The organism is Streptomyces sp. NPDC045899 (assembly GCF_056431485.1).
This window is the reverse complement of sequence record NZ_JBWKKP010000038.1, coordinates 21918-36159: the sequence shown is the minus strand read 5'-3', so window position 1 is coordinate 36159 and position 14242 is coordinate 21918. Positions and strand designations below refer to the sequence as shown.

Annotated in this window: 15 protein-coding genes and 1 pseudogene; 11 read left to right on the top strand and 5 right to left on the bottom strand. The window is 70.5% G+C overall.

Translation table 11 applies throughout. The features are described 5' to 3' along the window. Positions 1 to 77: 77 nt before the first annotated feature. Together AC07FT_RS34480 and AC07FT_RS34475 are read right to left on the bottom strand one after the other, a co-directional pair. Positions 78 to 857 (bottom strand): GntR family transcriptional regulator, encoded by a 780-nt coding sequence (locus tag AC07FT_RS34480; RefSeq protein WP_479180042.1) that lies wholly within the window; start codon positions 855 to 857, stop codon positions 78 to 80. Continuing rightward, on the bottom strand, positions 854 to 1396 hold the full coding sequence (locus AC07FT_RS34475) for a UTRA domain-containing protein (RefSeq protein WP_479180040.1): 543 nt from the start codon (positions 1394 to 1396) through the stop codon (positions 854 to 856). The genes AC07FT_RS34480 and AC07FT_RS34475 overlap by 4 nt, the downstream gene beginning before the upstream one ends. A 162-nt stretch (positions 1397 to 1558) precedes the next feature. On the opposite strand from AC07FT_RS34475, the gene AC07FT_RS34470 reads away from it, so the two are divergent. From AC07FT_RS34470 to AC07FT_RS34450, 5 genes and pseudogenes are all read left to right on the top strand, one after another. Next, the gene (locus tag AC07FT_RS34470; protein WP_479180066.1) at positions 1559 to 1972 is read left to right on the top strand and encodes an ATP-binding protein; all 414 of its coding nucleotides are present in this window, start codon (positions 1559 to 1561) and stop codon (positions 1970 to 1972) included. An 88-nt stretch (positions 1973 to 2060) separates the two neighbouring features. Then, positions 2061 to 2574 (top strand): annotated as a pseudogene (locus AC07FT_RS34465) (NUDIX domain-containing protein). Positions 2575 to 2678: 104 nt separating this feature from the next. Beyond that, the gene (locus AC07FT_RS34460; RefSeq protein ID WP_479180039.1) at positions 2679 to 3095 is read left to right on the top strand and encodes an SANT/Myb-like DNA-binding domain-containing protein; all 417 of its coding nucleotides are present in this window, start codon (positions 2679 to 2681) and stop codon (positions 3093 to 3095) included. Between the two features lie 59 nt (positions 3096 to 3154). Then, positions 3155 to 3508, top strand: a complete 354-nt coding sequence (locus tag AC07FT_RS34455; RefSeq protein ID WP_479180038.1) for a VOC family protein — start codon at positions 3155 to 3157, stop codon at positions 3506 to 3508. Between the two features lie 95 nt (positions 3509 to 3603). Beyond that, positions 3604 to 3792 carry a hypothetical protein gene (locus AC07FT_RS34450; protein WP_431771807.1) on the top strand — a complete coding sequence of 63 codons (189 nt, stop codon included), beginning with the start codon at positions 3604 to 3606 and terminating at the stop codon, positions 3790 to 3792. A 17-nt stretch (positions 3793 to 3809) separates the two neighbouring features. Here the strand turns inward: AC07FT_RS34450 and AC07FT_RS34445 are convergent, their stop codons facing one another. Next, positions 3810 to 4349, bottom strand: coding sequence for a hypothetical protein (locus AC07FT_RS34445; protein ID WP_479180036.1), 540 nt, complete (start codon positions 4347 to 4349; stop codon positions 3810 to 3812). Between the two features lie 216 nt (positions 4350 to 4565). Here AC07FT_RS34445 and AC07FT_RS34440 point away from each other — a divergent pair, with 216 nt between their 5' ends. Next, a complete protein-coding gene (locus AC07FT_RS34440; protein WP_479180035.1) occupies positions 4566 to 6692 on the top strand; it encodes a restriction endonuclease in 2127 nt (708 codons plus the stop codon). An 899-nt stretch (positions 6693 to 7591) separates the two neighbouring features. On the opposite strand, the gene phoU is transcribed toward AC07FT_RS34440, so the two are convergent. Beyond that, positions 7592 to 8272, bottom strand: coding sequence for a phosphate signaling complex protein PhoU (phoU, locus tag AC07FT_RS34435; RefSeq protein ID WP_471191047.1), 681 nt, complete (start codon positions 8270 to 8272; stop codon positions 7592 to 7594). A gap of 411 nt (positions 8273 to 8683) precedes the next feature. On the opposite strand from phoU, the gene phoR reads away from it, so the two are divergent. Together phoR and phoP are read left to right on the top strand one after the other, a co-directional pair. Further along, complete coding sequence (phoR, locus tag AC07FT_RS34430) at positions 8684 to 9970, top strand: two-component system sensor histidine kinase PhoR (RefSeq protein ID WP_479180034.1); 1287 nt, start codon at positions 8684 to 8686, stop codon at positions 9968 to 9970. Continuing rightward, positions 9967 to 10647 (top strand): two-component system response regulator PhoP, encoded by a 681-nt coding sequence (gene phoP, locus AC07FT_RS34425; protein WP_176182212.1) that lies wholly within the window; start codon positions 9967 to 9969, stop codon positions 10645 to 10647. The genes phoR and phoP overlap by 4 nt, the downstream gene beginning before the upstream one ends. A gap of 104 nt (positions 10648 to 10751) precedes the next feature. On the opposite strand, the gene AC07FT_RS34420 is transcribed toward phoP, so the two are convergent. After that, positions 10752 to 11471, bottom strand: coding sequence for a DUF461 domain-containing protein (locus AC07FT_RS34420; RefSeq protein WP_479180032.1), 720 nt, complete (start codon positions 11469 to 11471; stop codon positions 10752 to 10754). Positions 11472 to 12005: 534 nt separating this feature from the next. Between AC07FT_RS34420 and AC07FT_RS34415 the strand changes: the two genes are divergently transcribed. The 3 genes from AC07FT_RS34415 (at position 12006) to ispF (ending at position 14146) form a co-directional block, all read left to right on the top strand. Then, positions 12006 to 12488, top strand: coding sequence for a CarD family transcriptional regulator (locus AC07FT_RS34415; protein ID WP_009716930.1), 483 nt, complete (start codon positions 12006 to 12008; stop codon positions 12486 to 12488). Positions 12489 to 12834: 346 nt separating this feature from the next. Then, positions 12835 to 13620 (top strand): 2-C-methyl-D-erythritol 4-phosphate cytidylyltransferase, encoded by a 786-nt coding sequence (gene ispD, locus AC07FT_RS34410; RefSeq protein ID WP_479180031.1) that lies wholly within the window; start codon positions 12835 to 12837, stop codon positions 13618 to 13620. Beyond that, a complete protein-coding gene (gene ispF, locus AC07FT_RS34405; RefSeq protein ID WP_479180030.1) occupies positions 13610 to 14146 on the top strand; it encodes a 2-C-methyl-D-erythritol 2,4-cyclodiphosphate synthase in 537 nt (178 codons plus the stop codon). Before ispD ends, ispF begins: the two co-directional genes overlap by 11 nt. The last annotated feature ends 96 nt before the right edge of the window (positions 14147 to 14242 follow it).

The window sequence follows — 14242 nt, the reverse complement described above, 5'->3', positions numbered from 1 at the left end:
GCACAGCGTTCACACTCCAGTTGGCTGTCCGTCCACTCCCCGGACCACGACTTTCCTCGGCGAGTGGGCCATTCCCCTTACGACGGTGTGAACTCGTACTGGAGCTCGTAGAGATGGCCCGCCTTGGCCATGACCGTGGCTTCGATGGGGCGGTCGCCGTCGCTGTAGACGACGCGCAGGGTCCGCAGCACCGGCAGGTTCCCGGTGAGGCCGAGCACGGTGTACTGCTCCTGGGTGGGGACACGTGCGGACACTTTGTCGACGCTGAGACGCGGTGGATGACCCAGCTCCGCCAGGAGGGCCGGGGTGCCGCCCTTGATCTTGCGGCGGTGCATCATCGCGGTGCCGCGGGCCAGGTCAAGCGGGTAGTAGGACGTGACGAGTTCCACGGGTTCGTCGTCCATGAGCAGCACCTGTGCCCGCATCAGGGCGGTGCCGGCGGCGGGGAGCCGCAGGGCTTCGGCGACGTCCGCGGGTGGGCGGGTCTCGGTGACGTCGAGGAGGCGGCTGCTGCCGCGCGCCTGGTGACCGGCGGCCTCGGTGATCCAGCGATAGGGTTCGCCGGGCGCGGCCGGAGCCATGTAGGAGGCGGGGCGCATGGTGCGTTGGCGGTGCTCGCGTACGGTGACGGCGGCTCCGGCGCGGCCGACCGCGAGGCCCTCGTCCTTCAGCAGTTGCAGAGCTTTCTGCACGGTGGCGTTGGATGCGGTGAAGCGTTCCTTGAGCTGGGCGGTCGAGGGCAGGTTGGTGCCGGGAGGCAGGTCGCCGCACATGATCTCGTCCCGGAGGTCGGCGGCGATCCGCTCATGCAGCGACCGGCGGTCGGACGCGTCCTGTTCAGCCTTCGGCACGGTCATCCCATCCTGAGTTCGTAGCGCAGGCGTTGGCGGTCGGCGGGCATCGTGATCAGGTCGGCCTGGATCGGCCGCTCGCTCCCGTCCAGGACGACGCGTTCCAGGCACAGGATCGGGGTGTCCTCTGCGATCCGCAGCAGGTCCCGTTCCTGCTCGTCCGCCATCCGCGCGGTGACATCCTCCTGCACCCGGAGCCCCACGTGGCCCAGTTCGGCGAGCAGACGCACGGCGCCGCCGCGGATTTTGGCCGTGCCCGCGAGTGCGGTTCCCGCGGCGATGCGGGCGGGGTAGTAGGAGTCGGTCAGCTCGCAGGGCTGGTCGTCGAGGTACATGATCCGCCGCCGCACGACGACCACGTCCCCCTGGTCCACGCCGAGAAGGCGGGCCACGACGGCCGATGCCGGGACTTCGCCCGCGTGCACGATCCGCTGTGTCCCGCGTCGGCCGCCCGCAGCCGCCTCCGCGCCCCATGTGTCGCCCTGGCCTCCCGGGGCCGCTTGCAGATAGGGCATCGAGGTGCTGATCCACGCGCCGCTGACCACTGGGCCCCTCCCTTGGTGCCTGATCGGCCTCCGCCCGCCTTGCCGCTTTACACAGTAAGCGAACTGGTGGCCACCACTGGAGACTACCTTGCCGCCTTTCGCGAAAGGCAATAAGGTGAGCCGAACTTGCAGACAGCTCTGAGGTGGTGACTCACCGTGCTTCTGACGCGGCAGCAGTTGTTCCCACGGCGCAAGCCCTCCATCCGCGCAACTCGCCTGTTCGTGGCCCACACCCTCACCGAGTGGAGCCACATCGACCGATTGGACGACATCCGGTTATGCGTATCGGAGATCGCCACGAATGCTCTCCTCCACGGCGTACCGCCCGGCCGCTTCTTCGCCGTTCACATCACGGCCGACCAGGAACAGGTGCGCATCGAGGTCCGCGACTCCGGCCCCGGCCAACCCATCGTCCAAACGCCCCGCGCGGGCGACGAGCACGGCCGTGGTCTGCTGCTCGTCGGCGAACTCTCCGACGCATGGGGAAGCATCGACCATGCGGTGGGCAAGACGGTGTGGTTCACGGTCAAGTCGGCCCCCGTGGGCGGTTATGAGAAACCTGCCGACACGAACTGATCGCCGCCGATCCGACCCGCTGCGACGAAGCCAGGCGCGCCAGAATGCTGTTGCTCGCCGACATCCAGCCGCCCAGCAAGGCGCCCCCATGAGGCCCACTCCCGCAGACCCCGCCGCCTGGAACGCCTATCTCGCCGAGGGCAACGCCACCCAGGCCCGCAAACGCGTCGCCGCCGATGTCCTCCTCCGCGACCCGGACGGCCGTGTTCTGCTGGTGAAACCCACCTACAAGCCTGGGTGGGACCTCCCCGGCGGTATGTCCGAGGCCAACGAAGCCCCCGACGAAACGGCGCGGCGTGAAATCAAGGAAGAGCTGGGGCTCGACCTCATACGGCTGCGCCCACTCGTCATCGACTGGGTACCACCCCATGGCCCCTGGGACGATCAGAGCGCCTTCATCTTCGACGGCGGAACCCTCACCCACGACCAAGCCGCATCCGTACGCCCCCATGACGACGAGCTGTCGGAGCTGCGATTCGCTTCTCCCGCGCAGGTCGCCGATGTCCTGCGAGGCCGTCTGAGGAGCAGGTTCGAAGCCGCGATCCATACGACCCGCGGAAGGCGCGCCCCGGTATCTGCGTGACGGCGTGCCCCTCGTTTAGGTGCCCAGCCAGCGCGCGTGCCCCGCCCGGCGCCGCGCCGCGTACGTCGGGTAAGGGCGAGAAACGATCTTCCGTGTATGCAACGGCCGCGCCAGGATGGCCTCATGGGGGAATCCACCGTGCGCACAGCGTTCCGTCTGACGTTCACCGACTACCACCAGGACCCGAACGACAGCGACGTCCTTCGACGAGCGGTCACTGTCCAAGCCGACCGGATCACGTTCGACGACAGTCACCTGAACCTCTGGCTCGCAGGCACCCACGTCGGAGAGTTTCCGTTGGACATCATCGAGTCCGTCTGCCCCCAGGGCGAGCCCGGCAGGAGGCGAGAGTCACCGGAAGAGCTGCGTGCTCGCTATCCGCAGATGGGCCATTCTTGGTCCCCGGAGGACGACGCTCGCCTCCTTGCGCTCTACCAGCAGGGGGAGCGTGACTTCGACACTCTCGGGAAGCAGTTCGGCCGAAAGCCCGGCGCCATCCGATCGCGGCTGGCCAAGCTCGGCTTGGAAAGCCTCGCTTGACGGGCCCCAGGCACGTCACGTGCCTGTTTCGGAAGCCCCGGTGTGCCTAGACTTCGCGGATGACCTTGGAATGGGAACAGGTAATCGTTCACTCGGTGGATCCGACGGCCCTGGGGCAGTGGTGGGCCACGGCGCTCGGCTGGGTGGTCGTTCACGCCGATGATGACGAGTTCGAGATCCGCCCGGCGCCGGATCGCACACCAGGGTTGGACTTCGTCCGGATCGAGGAGGCCAAGAAGACCAAGAGCCGGCTGCATCTGGACTTCAGGCCGGATGACCAGGCCGCCGAGGTGGCCCGGCTCGAGGCTCATGGCGCGAAGCGTGTCGACATCGGTCAGGGCGAACAGTCGTGGGTTGTCATGGAGGACCCCGAGGGCAATGAGTTCTGCATCCTTGGCCAGCGACAGCAGTAAAGCGTGCCGGCCGGCTGTCGGATATTGCCTTTAACGGCCGGCCCCGCCTCCGTATCGTCTGCAACGGTATGAGCCGTACGGGGAAGCGGGGGTCTGTGGGCAGAAGGCGTTACGTTGCCAGAGGGGTGCCGGGCGGCTACCGCATCTGGGACAACCATGGCCGTCGATGGTGGGGCGATTTCTATGAGTTGTGCCCCGACGATCTCCTGACCGAGCTCAACGGCCGGGCGGACCAGGCTCGGATCATCGCGCTGATGAAGCGCTACCGGGCGCTGAAGCGATAGGCCGGGCTCCGGCTGCCTTACGCCGTGCTCGGCGGCGACAGCACGTCGCCCGCGCCGCGGATGAAATCGCCCTCCAGGGCATTGAGTTCGTCTCTGAGCTCACGCATCAGATCCCAGAATTCGCGGCCACGACCGGGGTCTTCCCCCAAGAGCCCCGCGTAATAGACGATATTGTCCGAGATCACTTCCGCGGCGTCCTGCGCTTGCCGGGCGAGGTCCGCCATCCGGTGGGGCCCCGCCACGGCCACCAGCGCCACCGCCGCGCGCATTTCGCGGGTCGCGGTCAGGCATGCCTCCACCGCGTCATCGGTCTCATCCGCCTGAGGCTGGTGGTCCACTTCCACCGTCGCGTGATCACTTGCCCGCCCCATGGCGTCGAGGCGGGTCAGGAAGGTCGCATAGGCGTCGTTCCGGGCCTGGCGCTGCCAGTGCCGGTGTTCGGTGACCGCCTGCTGGTGGACCTGCTGTCGTGCGGCCCGGGCCGCGATCAGGGCCCCGATGGCCGTTCCCCCGACACCCGCGATGGCAGCGATGATCGCCGCGGCTCCTTGATCCACGGTGAGTACTGTGCAGGCAGGGAAGCCGTCGGCGCCAGCGCGCTCCCGCCCTTCGCCTCGTGCTTCGCAACGCCCCCCTGCGGGCATCCAGGTTGTTATCTGCCCGTGCATGGGCGAACCAGTGGTTGAGCACTAAAGTTGTCTCATTCGTGAGGAACATGGGGTCAGGGGTTCGATGCGGGGGCATCGGGACTCTGGGGGGAGGGCCTGGAGAGCATGAGTCGTCGCTCGAGCGGGTTGGTCGGGGTCTGGGCCGAGGCCCAGCGGCAGCAGCAGCGCCAGATGGAGGCGCGGGCCAGGGAGCAGCGGGAGCGGGAACGTCAGGAGCGGGCCTGGCAGCGGGAATTAGCACGCAGTCAGCGCGAGCAGAAGGCCGCCTACCGGCAGCAGCGGGAGGCCGAGGCGCGGCGGCGCACGGAGGAACTGGAGTCGCGGGTCGAGGCGTTGCGGGGGCTGCTGGTCGCCGGGTGCCGGGCACCAGCGTTCCGGGCCTCGGCGCTCACCCGCCCCGAGCGGATCGAGCCGTTCGCCCCGGGTGCCCTGGCCACGCCGGTGCCGATGCCGGATCCGAACCAGTACCCGTACCAGCCGCAGGGCGGTTGGGGGTTCGGCGCGAACCGGCGCGCCCAGGCGCAGGCGGAGGCGCGTTCCCGGTTCGAGCGGGACTGGCAGGCGGCGCAGGCCGCGGAGGCCCAGCGGCAGCGGCAGTTGGAGGCGTACCGGCAGCAGTACGAGCAGTGGGCCGACGATCAGCTGAGCGCGATACGCCGCCACAACAACGGCATCACCGAGATGACCTCGGGACTGCGCGACGGCGATTCAGGCGCCGCCGTGGAGTACTTCTCCGCCGCGCTCTACGCGTCCTCCGCCTGGCCGGAGGGGCTGCCACGCCAGGTGTCCGCGGGGTACGACTCCGGGGCCCGGCAGCTGGTCCTCGACTGGGAGCTGCCCAAGTACGACGTCGTCCCGGAGACGAAGTCCGTGCGGTACATGCCCACCGCGGACCAGGACAAGGAGACGGCCCGCCCGGCGGCCCAGCGCCGCGCGCTCTACCGGGACATGCTCGCCCAGTGCGTGCTGCTGGTACTGCGCGACCTGTTCGCGGCGGACGAGTTCGGCGCGCTGGAGTCGGTCGCGCTGAACGGGTTCGTGGATGACCACGACCCCGCGACCGGCCGGCGCGAACACATCTTCCTGGCCACCGTGATGGCCTCGCGCACCGCCTTCGACGCGCTGCACCTGGAGCAGGTCAACCCCGTCGACTGCCTGGTGGACGGGCTCCGCGGCCGGCTGTCGGCCCGCCCCGACCAGCGCGCGGCGGTACGGCCCGGCCGGGTGCCCGGTGACGTCGGCAACGGCGTCGTCACGCACGGCGGGGACGAGGAGCCGGATCTGTACGAGATGGATCCGGTCGCCTTCGAGTCGCTGGTCGCGGAGCTCTTCAGGGCCATGGGCATGCAGGCCGTCACCACCCAGCGTTCGAACGACGGCGGAGTGGACGTCGACGCGCTCGACCCGGCCCCGATCCGGGGCGGCAAGATCGTCGTGCAGGTGAAGCGCTACCGCAACACCGTGCCGCCGACCGCCGTCCGGGATCTGTACGGGACGGTCCAGGACGCCGGTGCCAACAAGGGCGTCCTGGTCACCACGTCCCGCTTCGGCCCCGGCTCGCACGCCTTCGCCCACGGCAAGCCGCTGGAGCTGGTGTCGGGCGGTGAACTGGTCGATCTGCTCCAGCGCCACGGGCTGCGCGGACGGCTCGGCGCCGGTGGCACCGCGGCCACCGCGGCCACCGCCCCACCGCCGGGACCGGCCACCGTGGCCGACGCGGGCGGTGGCGACGGGGCGGACGACAACGGTGACCACAACGTGCTCGGCATGTCCTGGGCGGGCGGGGTGGCCGTGGATGTGTGCGCACTGGTCTGCCACGGCAACCGGGTGCTGAGCGATGAACACTTCGTCTTCTTCAACAACCCCCGGACACCGGACGGTACGGTGCGCACGCTGCCCGCGGCCGCACCGGACAAGGCCGCGATCCGGGTGTCCTTCGACGCGCTGCCGGAGGGTGCCGACCGGCTCGTGATCGTCGCCGCGGTCGATCCGGACGCCGATCCCGCGGCCGATCTGTCCGGCTTCACCGAGGCGCACATCCGGTTGCTGGACCCCGCGCGGACCGAGCTCGGACGACTGGAGGTCTCCGAGGGGCGCCGCGGCGAAACCGCCCTGGTGCTCGGCTCGTTCCGCCGCCGCGCCAGCGGCGACTGGGACTTCGTCATCGGCGGCAAGGGATACGAGGGCGGTCTGGAGGAACTGGTCCAGGCATACGGCATCGAGGTCGCCTAGCGGTACGGGATCGCCTGACGGCCCGCAGCCGAGGCGGCCCGTGCCCGCCGAAGCGTCACCCGGCCGCCGGGTGGCGCACCGCCGCCTGAGCGGCAGCCGGTCGTCCGGCGGTACACGCTGGTCAAGCGGCATACGGTCGCCGGGTGGCGCACGTTGTCCGAGCGGTCGCCAGCTGCCCTGGCTGCCCGTTCGCCCGGCGGCGCACCGCCGCCCAGCGGCATCCGGCAGAAGCCGCGTACATCAGCCGCGCCCCCGCGCATGAACCCACGCGGGGCCGCGCGGGAAAGGGGCCCGGGACCGCCTCGCGGTCCCGGGCCCCTTCGCGCGCGCGTCCTCCTCAACACCTCCCCCCCCCGTCCGGTACCGCCAACCCGCCCCCCCCACCCCACCCCCAACTCCCACCCCCCACCATCCCGGGCGGCTACGGAAAAACCCCACGCCCCCCCCCCCCCCCCCCCCAAACCAACCGGGGGGGGGCGGGGGGGGAGACCCCCCCCCCCCCCCCCCCCCCCCCCGGGCCCCTTCACGCGCGCGTCAGCCGCAGCACCCACCGCACTGGCAGGGCCCGCCGGACTGGCAGCCGCAGCCGCAGCCCGAGCTGCAACCGCAGGCGGCGAGCGGGGGGTGCGCCGGGCGCCGGTCGGCCGGCGGGCGGGTGGTGGCTGGGGTGGTCGTGGGGCTGGGCTTGGCGAGGTCCGCCATGTGTCGCCTCCTCGAGAAGGGTCACCTGCTGCTCATGGTGCCGATCCGCCGTCCGTGCGCAGGGGCGCACGGACGGCGCGCGGAGGCATACGGCCGAGGCGGCGTCACGCCCCGGTTTTCGCGCCCCGGTGTGACACACCGGTGTCACGCCCTCGTGTCACGCCACGGCGTCACGCCCGGGCGTCACCCCCCCCGTGTCACGCCCCTTCGACGGGGTCCTGCTGCTGGACGATCTCGTCCGCGTGCTCACCGGTGACCAGGTAGACGACACGCTTGGCGACCGAGACCGCGTGGTCCGCGAACCGCTCGTAGTAGCGGCCCAGCAGGGTCACGTCGACGGCGGTCTCGATGCCGTGCTTCCAGCGGTCGTCCATCAGGTGCTGGAAGAGGGTGCGGTGGAGCATGTCCATCGCGTCGTCGTCCTGCTCCAGCTGGAGCGCGAGGTCGACGTCCTTGGTGATGATGACCTCGCCCGCCTTCGCCATCAGCCGCTGGGCGAGCTGGCCCATCTCCAGGATGGTGGCGTGCAGGTCGCGGGGGACGGCCGTGGCCGGGAAGCGCAGCCGGGCCAGCTTGGCGACGTGCTGGGCGAGGTCGCCGGAGCGCTCCAGGTCGGCGCTCATCCGCAGACTGGTGACGACGATGCGCAGATCGGTGGCGACCGGCTGCTGCCGGGCCAGCAGGGCTATCGCGCGGTTCTCCAGTTCGCGCTGGAGATCGTCGACCTTCTCGTCGGCGGCGATGACGGTCTCCGCCAGCTTGAGATCCGCGTCCAGCATGGCGGTGGTGGCACGGCCGATGGCCGAACCGACCAGCCGGGCCATGTCGACCAGGCCCTCCCCGATCGAATCCAGCTCCTCGTGGTACGCGTCCCGCATCACTGACCTTCTCTCACTGACTTCGCTGACGGATCTCTGCTGACGGATCTCTGTTGATCTCCAGAGATCTCGGTCATCTCCGTGGATCGGTTCTCGTCGGTTCTCATCGGTTGTCACATAGATCTGATCGATCTCCGGCCGGTCCCCGACCGGTCGGCGTGGACTCGCGCCCGCGCCCCACACTCCCACGTTCCGTCCGGAACGCGTCGTGCTCCGGCATCGGGGGTGAACCACGTCCGACCCCTCGGTGAACTCTCGGCAACATGCCCCCCGCCGGGCCGTGCCCGGCCCCCTCGGCGGACGGCCGGGGGTGAACCGGCGCCGACCCCATGGTGAACTCTGGGCAACGTCTGTTCGAGGGGACCGCTGCGGGGCTGTGGAGGGGGCCGGTGCCCCGCATAACCTGGATACATGAACGTGAACGCGGCGATCGCCGCAGTGGCGGCGCTCGCCGGGCTCTGCACCGGTGTGATCGCCGTGCTGGCGTTCCGCTGGAGCGAGCGCGAGCAGGCGAAGCCCACGCGCTCCTCCCTGCACACCGATGCCGTGCTGCCGCCCGGTGTGGACACCGTGCTGTCGGTCCTGCGCTCCTCGGCCGTCGTCCTCGACGAGGCGGACGCCGTCGTGAAGGCCAGCTCGGCCGCGTACGCGCTGGGCCTGGTGCGCGGCGGCAAACTGGCCGTCGAGCCCATGCTGGCGATGGCCCGTGACACCCGGCGGGACGGTGAGATCCGCCAGATCGAGCTGGACCTCGCGCGGCGCGGCACCGGCCGCGGCGGCGACGCCCTCGCGGTGTCGGCCAGAGTGGCCCCGCTCGGCTCCCGGCTGGTGCTGCTGCTGGTGGAGGACCTCACCGAGGCCCGGCGGATCGAAGCGGTCCGGCGCGACTTCGTGGCCAATGTCAGCCATGAGCTCAAGACCCCGGTCGGCGCGCTGTCGCTGCTCTCCGAGGCCGTGATGGACGCCTCGGACGACCCCGAGGCGGTCACCCGCTTCGCCGGGCGGATGCAGGTCGAGGCGACCCGGCTGACCAGTCTGGTCCAGGAGCTGATCGATCTCTCCCGGGTGCAGAACGACGACCCGCTGGAGGACGCCGAGCCGGTCCGGGTCGACGAGCTGGTCGCCGAGGCCATCGACCGCTGCCGCCACCAGGCGGGCACCAAGCACATCACCATGGCCACCGGTGGTGCCGCCGAACTGCATGTGTGGGGCAACCGCGGCCAGCTGGCCGCCGCGCTCGGCAACCTCGTCGAGAACGCGGTGAACTACAGCCCGGCCCGCACCCGCGTCGGCATCGCCGCCCGCAGGATCCCCGCCACCGGGGGCGACCTGATCGAGATCGCCGTCACCGACCAGGGCATCGGCATCTCCGAGAAGGACCGGGAGCGGATCTTCGAGCGGTTCTACCGCGTCGACCCGGCCCGTTCGCGGCAGACCGGCGGGACCGGGCTCGGCCTGGCCATCGTCAAGCACGTGGCCGCCTCGCACGGCGGGGAGGTCACGGTGTGGAGCGCCGAGGGACAGGGCTCCACCTTCACCCTGAGACTCCCGGAAGCCGGTGCGGCGAGGGACCGGGACCGCTCGTCGAGCGAGTCGTACGAGACCGGGGCCGACCTCGATGGCGAGGAAGCGGACCAGGACCGGCCGTACGAGACCTTCTCCAACGAACCACTTTCAGCCCCGGAGGTCCTTCCGTGACCCGAGTTCTGGTCGTCGAGGACGAGGAATCGTTCAGCGACGCGCTGTCGTACATGCTCCGCAAGGAGGGATTCGAGGTCGCGATCGCGGCTACGGGCCCGGAGGGGCTCGACGAGTTCGAGCGGAACGGCGCCGATCTGGTGCTGCTCGACCTGATGCTGCCGGGGCTGCCCGGTACCGAGGTGTGCCGTCAGCTGCGCGGCCGCTCCAATGTCCCGGTGATCATGGTGACCGCCAAGGACAGTGAGATCGACAAGGTCGTCGGGCTGGAGATAGGAGCCGACGACTACGTCACCAAGCCTTTCTCCTCGCGCGAGCTGGTGGCCCGGATCAGAGCCGTGCTGCGCCGCCGCGGCGAGCCCGAGGAGGTCACCCCCGCGGCCCTGGAGGCCGGACCGGTCCGGATGGACGTGGACCGGCACGTGGTCACGGTGGACGGCGGCAAGGTGGACCTCCCGCTGAAGGAGTTCGACCTGCTGGAGATGTTGCTGCGGAACGCGGGCCGGGTGCTGACCCGGATGCAGCTGATCGACCGTGTCTGGGGGGCGGACTACGTGGGCGACACCAAGACGCTGGACGTCCATGTGAAGCGGCTGCGGGCCAAGATCGAGCCGGACCCGGGCACCCCGCGGTACCTGGTCACGGTGCGGGGTCTGGGCTACAAGTTCGAGCCGTAGGCCGGACCGCGGCCCAGGCGGCCGTTGGCGTACGGCTGAGGGCACAGCGAGAGGGCCCCGGGAGCGTTGAGGCTCCCGGGGCCCTCTCCGCGCTCACGACGTGCTCAGTGGGCGCCGTTGGGCGTCGGCTCACCGGGCGCGATGTTGTCGTGGCCCGGCTGGCTGGTCTGGTCCTCACCGCCGGGCTTGGTGGTGCCACCGGGCTTGGTGGCCGAACCGGACGGGTGCTCACCGGGCTCGGTGGTGGCCGAACCGGACGGGGTGCCCGTCGGCGTGCCGGTCGGCTTGCCCGGGGTGGCGGTCGGCACCTCGGGCGGGCCCCACTCCTCGAAGTAGCTGCGCGCCGGGACGACGAACGCGGTGATCGGGACGTCGCCGGTGCGGCTGAGGTCGAACACGACGCGCTCGGCGTTGCCGTCCTGGGCGGCCTCCCGTCCGTTGGCGATGACCGCGGAGGGGTTGCCCTTGCCGCCGAGGATCACCGAGCCACCGGCCGGGACCACGATCGGGCCGGAGCCCTTCTTCGCCGGGGCGAGCTTCACCCGGGCACTGGTGCCGGGGAGGGTGATGGCCTTGAGGGTCTCGTTGCGGGCACCTTCGTTGAAGATCTTGCCGGTGACGACGGCGGGGCCCTTGGCCTTGGCGTCGGGCTGGGTCACCACATTGACGTTCTGGATCTTGATGGTGCCGACGGAGGTCGCGGCGTTGTCCGGCTTGATCTCCTGCGTCTGCGCGTTGTTCCCGGCCGCGCAGGCGGAGAGCGGGGCGACCGAGACCACGATGGCGGCGGCGGCGAGGGCGCCGCGTCGAAGGCTGCTGCTCACGGCGGCGGCATCTCCTAGGACGAGTAAAAGTTGGATCAGCGGGCTTAGGTTACCGATGCGCCCACTTGGGGCCGCACCCGACCCGCCTCCTGAGCGCGACGCCGGTCCGCGGGCTCCTTCCGGAGCCGCGCTGAATATCGGTTCGGTGGCCCGGCCGGGAGATTATCGGTAAGGAATCCGTGGATGTCCTGGAATTGATCACGGGAGTGATCCGGTCCGCTGGTGATCAATTCGTGAATCAGGGCCGGATCTGACGCCTGCCGGCCCGAACGGAGTAGCGGAAGTCCATCGACTGGACTCCGGCAAAACGGGACGTACGGCCGCTCGGGGCACCTTCTCGGGACAGGTGACGCGCGGGTTTCAGTCCGCCCGTACAGCGGCTCCCACCTGCGAATACCCGGTTCCGTCTACCTCCCGCAGCACGTTCCGGGCGCTGTTGTCAAGCCCCGAGATATGCCCTGACCTGCGAAAACGCCATTCAGAACAAGGCGTTCCCGTGTTACCCTGGATAGCCACGGAAGGGGTACCTGTCACATGACGTTCAAGGTTGGCGACACCGTGGTCTATCCCCATCACGGGGCCGCGCTGATCGAGGCCATCGAAACTCGCCAGATCAAAGGCGTGGACAAGACCTACTTGGTGCTGAAGGTCGCTCAGGGTGACCTGACGGTTCGTGTGCCGGCGGACAATGCGGAGTTCGTCGGTGTGCGTGATGTGGTTGGCCAGGACGGGCTGGACCGGGTCTTCGAGGTGCTCCGCGCACCCTACGCCGAAGAGCCGACGAACTGGTCCCGTCGCTACAAGGCAAATCTCGAGAAGCTCGCCTCCGGCGATGTGATCAAGGTCGCCGAGGTGGTGCGCGACCTGTGGCGCCGAGAGCGTGAGCGCGGACTCTCCGCCGGTGAGAAGCGCATGCTCGCCAAGGCCCGCCAGATCCTGGTGAGCGAGCTGGCCCTCGCCGAGAGCACCAATGAGGACAAGGCCGAGGCCCTGCTTGATGAGGTTCTCGCGTCCTGACACATCAATGCCGCGGTGCCCGAGTGACTCAGACTTGATGTTCTAAGCCGTCTGTCGCCGGGCGCTGCGGCATGTGTGCATACCGGGACCCTGGGGTCCCGGTCCGCTGCACCGTGTGCCGGGCCGTTGTCTGCCGGTCGGTCTCTTCCGGTGTCGCTCTGTGCCGGTGTTGCGCTGTGCTGGTGCCGCGGTGCGGAGGAACCGCCCCGCGGCGGTTGTGAAGGTGTGCCGGGCCCTGGGCACTGGCTCGACCAGTCGTCACGGAAGGGTCTGGTCAAGGCATCGCGCCCGGCACGCTGTGGCCATACCCATTTCGGTCGAGGAAGCAAACCTGAACGCCAACTCAATGTCCGTAACCATGAGTCCCGGCGGCTCCGGCGCGCCCGAGCGCCCCGCCCGCACCGCCGCTGTGATCCCGGCCGCGGGCCGTGGCGTGCGGCTGGGCCCCGGAGCGCCCAAGGCGCTCCGGCCCCTGAGCGGTACGCCGATGCTGGTTCACGCCGTCCGCGCGATGGCCGGATCCCGCTCCGTCTCCCTGGTGGTCGTCGTGGCCCCGCCGGACGGTGCCGACGAGGTCCAGCGGCTGCTGGACGCCTATCCGCTGACCGGCCGCGGCGCCGATGTGGTCGTCGTCCCCGGCGGGGAGACCCGTCAGGAGTCGGTGCGCCTCGGCCTGGCCGCGGTACCCGAGGACGTGGCCACCGTGCTGGTCCACGACGCCGCCCGGCCGCTGGTCCCGGTGGACACGGTGGACGCGGTCATCGCCGCTGTACGGGACGGGGCGCCCGCCGTCGTCCCGGCGCTGCCGCTGGCCGACACCGTCAAGCAGGTCGAGCCGCGCACCGGTGAGCGGGCCGGTGAGCCCGAGCCGGTCGTCGGCACCCCCGAGCGCGCCCGGCTGCGCGCCGTCCAGACCCCGCAGGGCTTCGACCGCGCGACGCTGGCCGAGGCCCACGAGAAGATCGTCCTGGAGGGCGACGGGGCGACGGACGACGCGGGCATGGTCGAGCGGCTCGGCGTCGAGGTCGTGGTCGTGCCCGGCCACGAGGAGGCGTTCAAGGTGACCCGCCCGCTGGACCTGGTGCTGGCGGAGGCGGTTCTCGCGCGCAGGAGGGCCAACGATGGCTTCTGAGACCCCCCGGCCGTCCACGGCGGGACTGCCCCTGGTGGGCATCGGCACCGATGTGCACGCCTTCGAGCGGGGCCGCGAGCTGTGGTGCGCGGGTCTGCTGTGGGAGGGCGAGGAGTACGGCCTGGCCGGGCACTCCGACGGTGACGTGGCCGCCCACGCCGCCTGTGACGCGCTCTTCTCCGCCGCCGGCCTCGGCGACCTCGGCGCCCACTTCGGCACCGACCGCCCCGAGTGGTCCGGTGCCGCCGGGGTCACGCTGCTCGCCGAGGCGGCCCGGATCGTACGGGCGGCCGGGTTCGGGATCGGCAATGTGGCGATCCAGGTGATCGGTGTCCGCCCCAAGATCGGCAAGCGCCGGGACGAAGCGGTCAAGGCGCTGTCGGCCGCGGTCGGTGCCCCCGTCTCGGTGTCCGGCACCACGACCGACGGCCTCGGGCTGACCGGCCGGGCCGAGGGGCTGGCGGCGGTCGCCACCGCGCTGGTGGTCCGTACGGGCCCTGTTCCCGGAGACGGTGCTGACCTTTGACGGTGCGTTGGGTACGTACGGAAGCGGGTACCCGCGACCCGCTTCCGTCCGTGCTCCGTCAGCCCAGCCCACCGTGAACGACCCTCGTGAGGGTCG

Excerpts from the sequence above, each read along its gene's own strand:
- AC07FT_RS34480 (WP_479180042.1), bottom strand. The coding sequence starts at position 857 with ATGACCGTGCCGAAGGCTGAACAGGACGCGTCCGACCGCCGGTCGCTG.
- AC07FT_RS34460 (WP_479180039.1), top strand. The coding sequence starts at position 2,679 with ATGGGGGAATCCACCGTGCGCACAGCGTTCCGTCTGACGTTCACCGAC.
- AC07FT_RS34455 (WP_479180038.1), top strand. The coding sequence starts at position 3,155 with ATGACCTTGGAATGGGAACAGGTAATCGTTCACTCGGTGGATCCGACG.
- AC07FT_RS34440 (WP_479180035.1), top strand. The coding sequence starts at position 4,566 with ATGAGTCGTCGCTCGAGCGGGTTGGTCGGGGTCTGGGCCGAGGCCCAG.
- phoU (WP_471191047.1), bottom strand. The coding sequence starts at position 8,272 with ATGCGGGACGCGTACCACGAGGAGCTGGATTCGATCGGGGAGGGCCTG.
- phoR (WP_479180034.1), top strand. The coding sequence starts at position 8,684 with ATGAACGTGAACGCGGCGATCGCCGCAGTGGCGGCGCTCGCCGGGCTC.
- AC07FT_RS34415 (WP_009716930.1), top strand. The coding sequence starts at position 12,006 with ATGACGTTCAAGGTTGGCGACACCGTGGTCTATCCCCATCACGGGGCC.
- ispD (WP_479180031.1), top strand. The coding sequence starts at position 12,835 with ATGTCCGTAACCATGAGTCCCGGCGGCTCCGGCGCGCCCGAGCGCCCC.
- ispF (WP_479180030.1), top strand. The coding sequence starts at position 13,610 with ATGGCTTCTGAGACCCCCCGGCCGTCCACGGCGGGACTGCCCCTGGTG.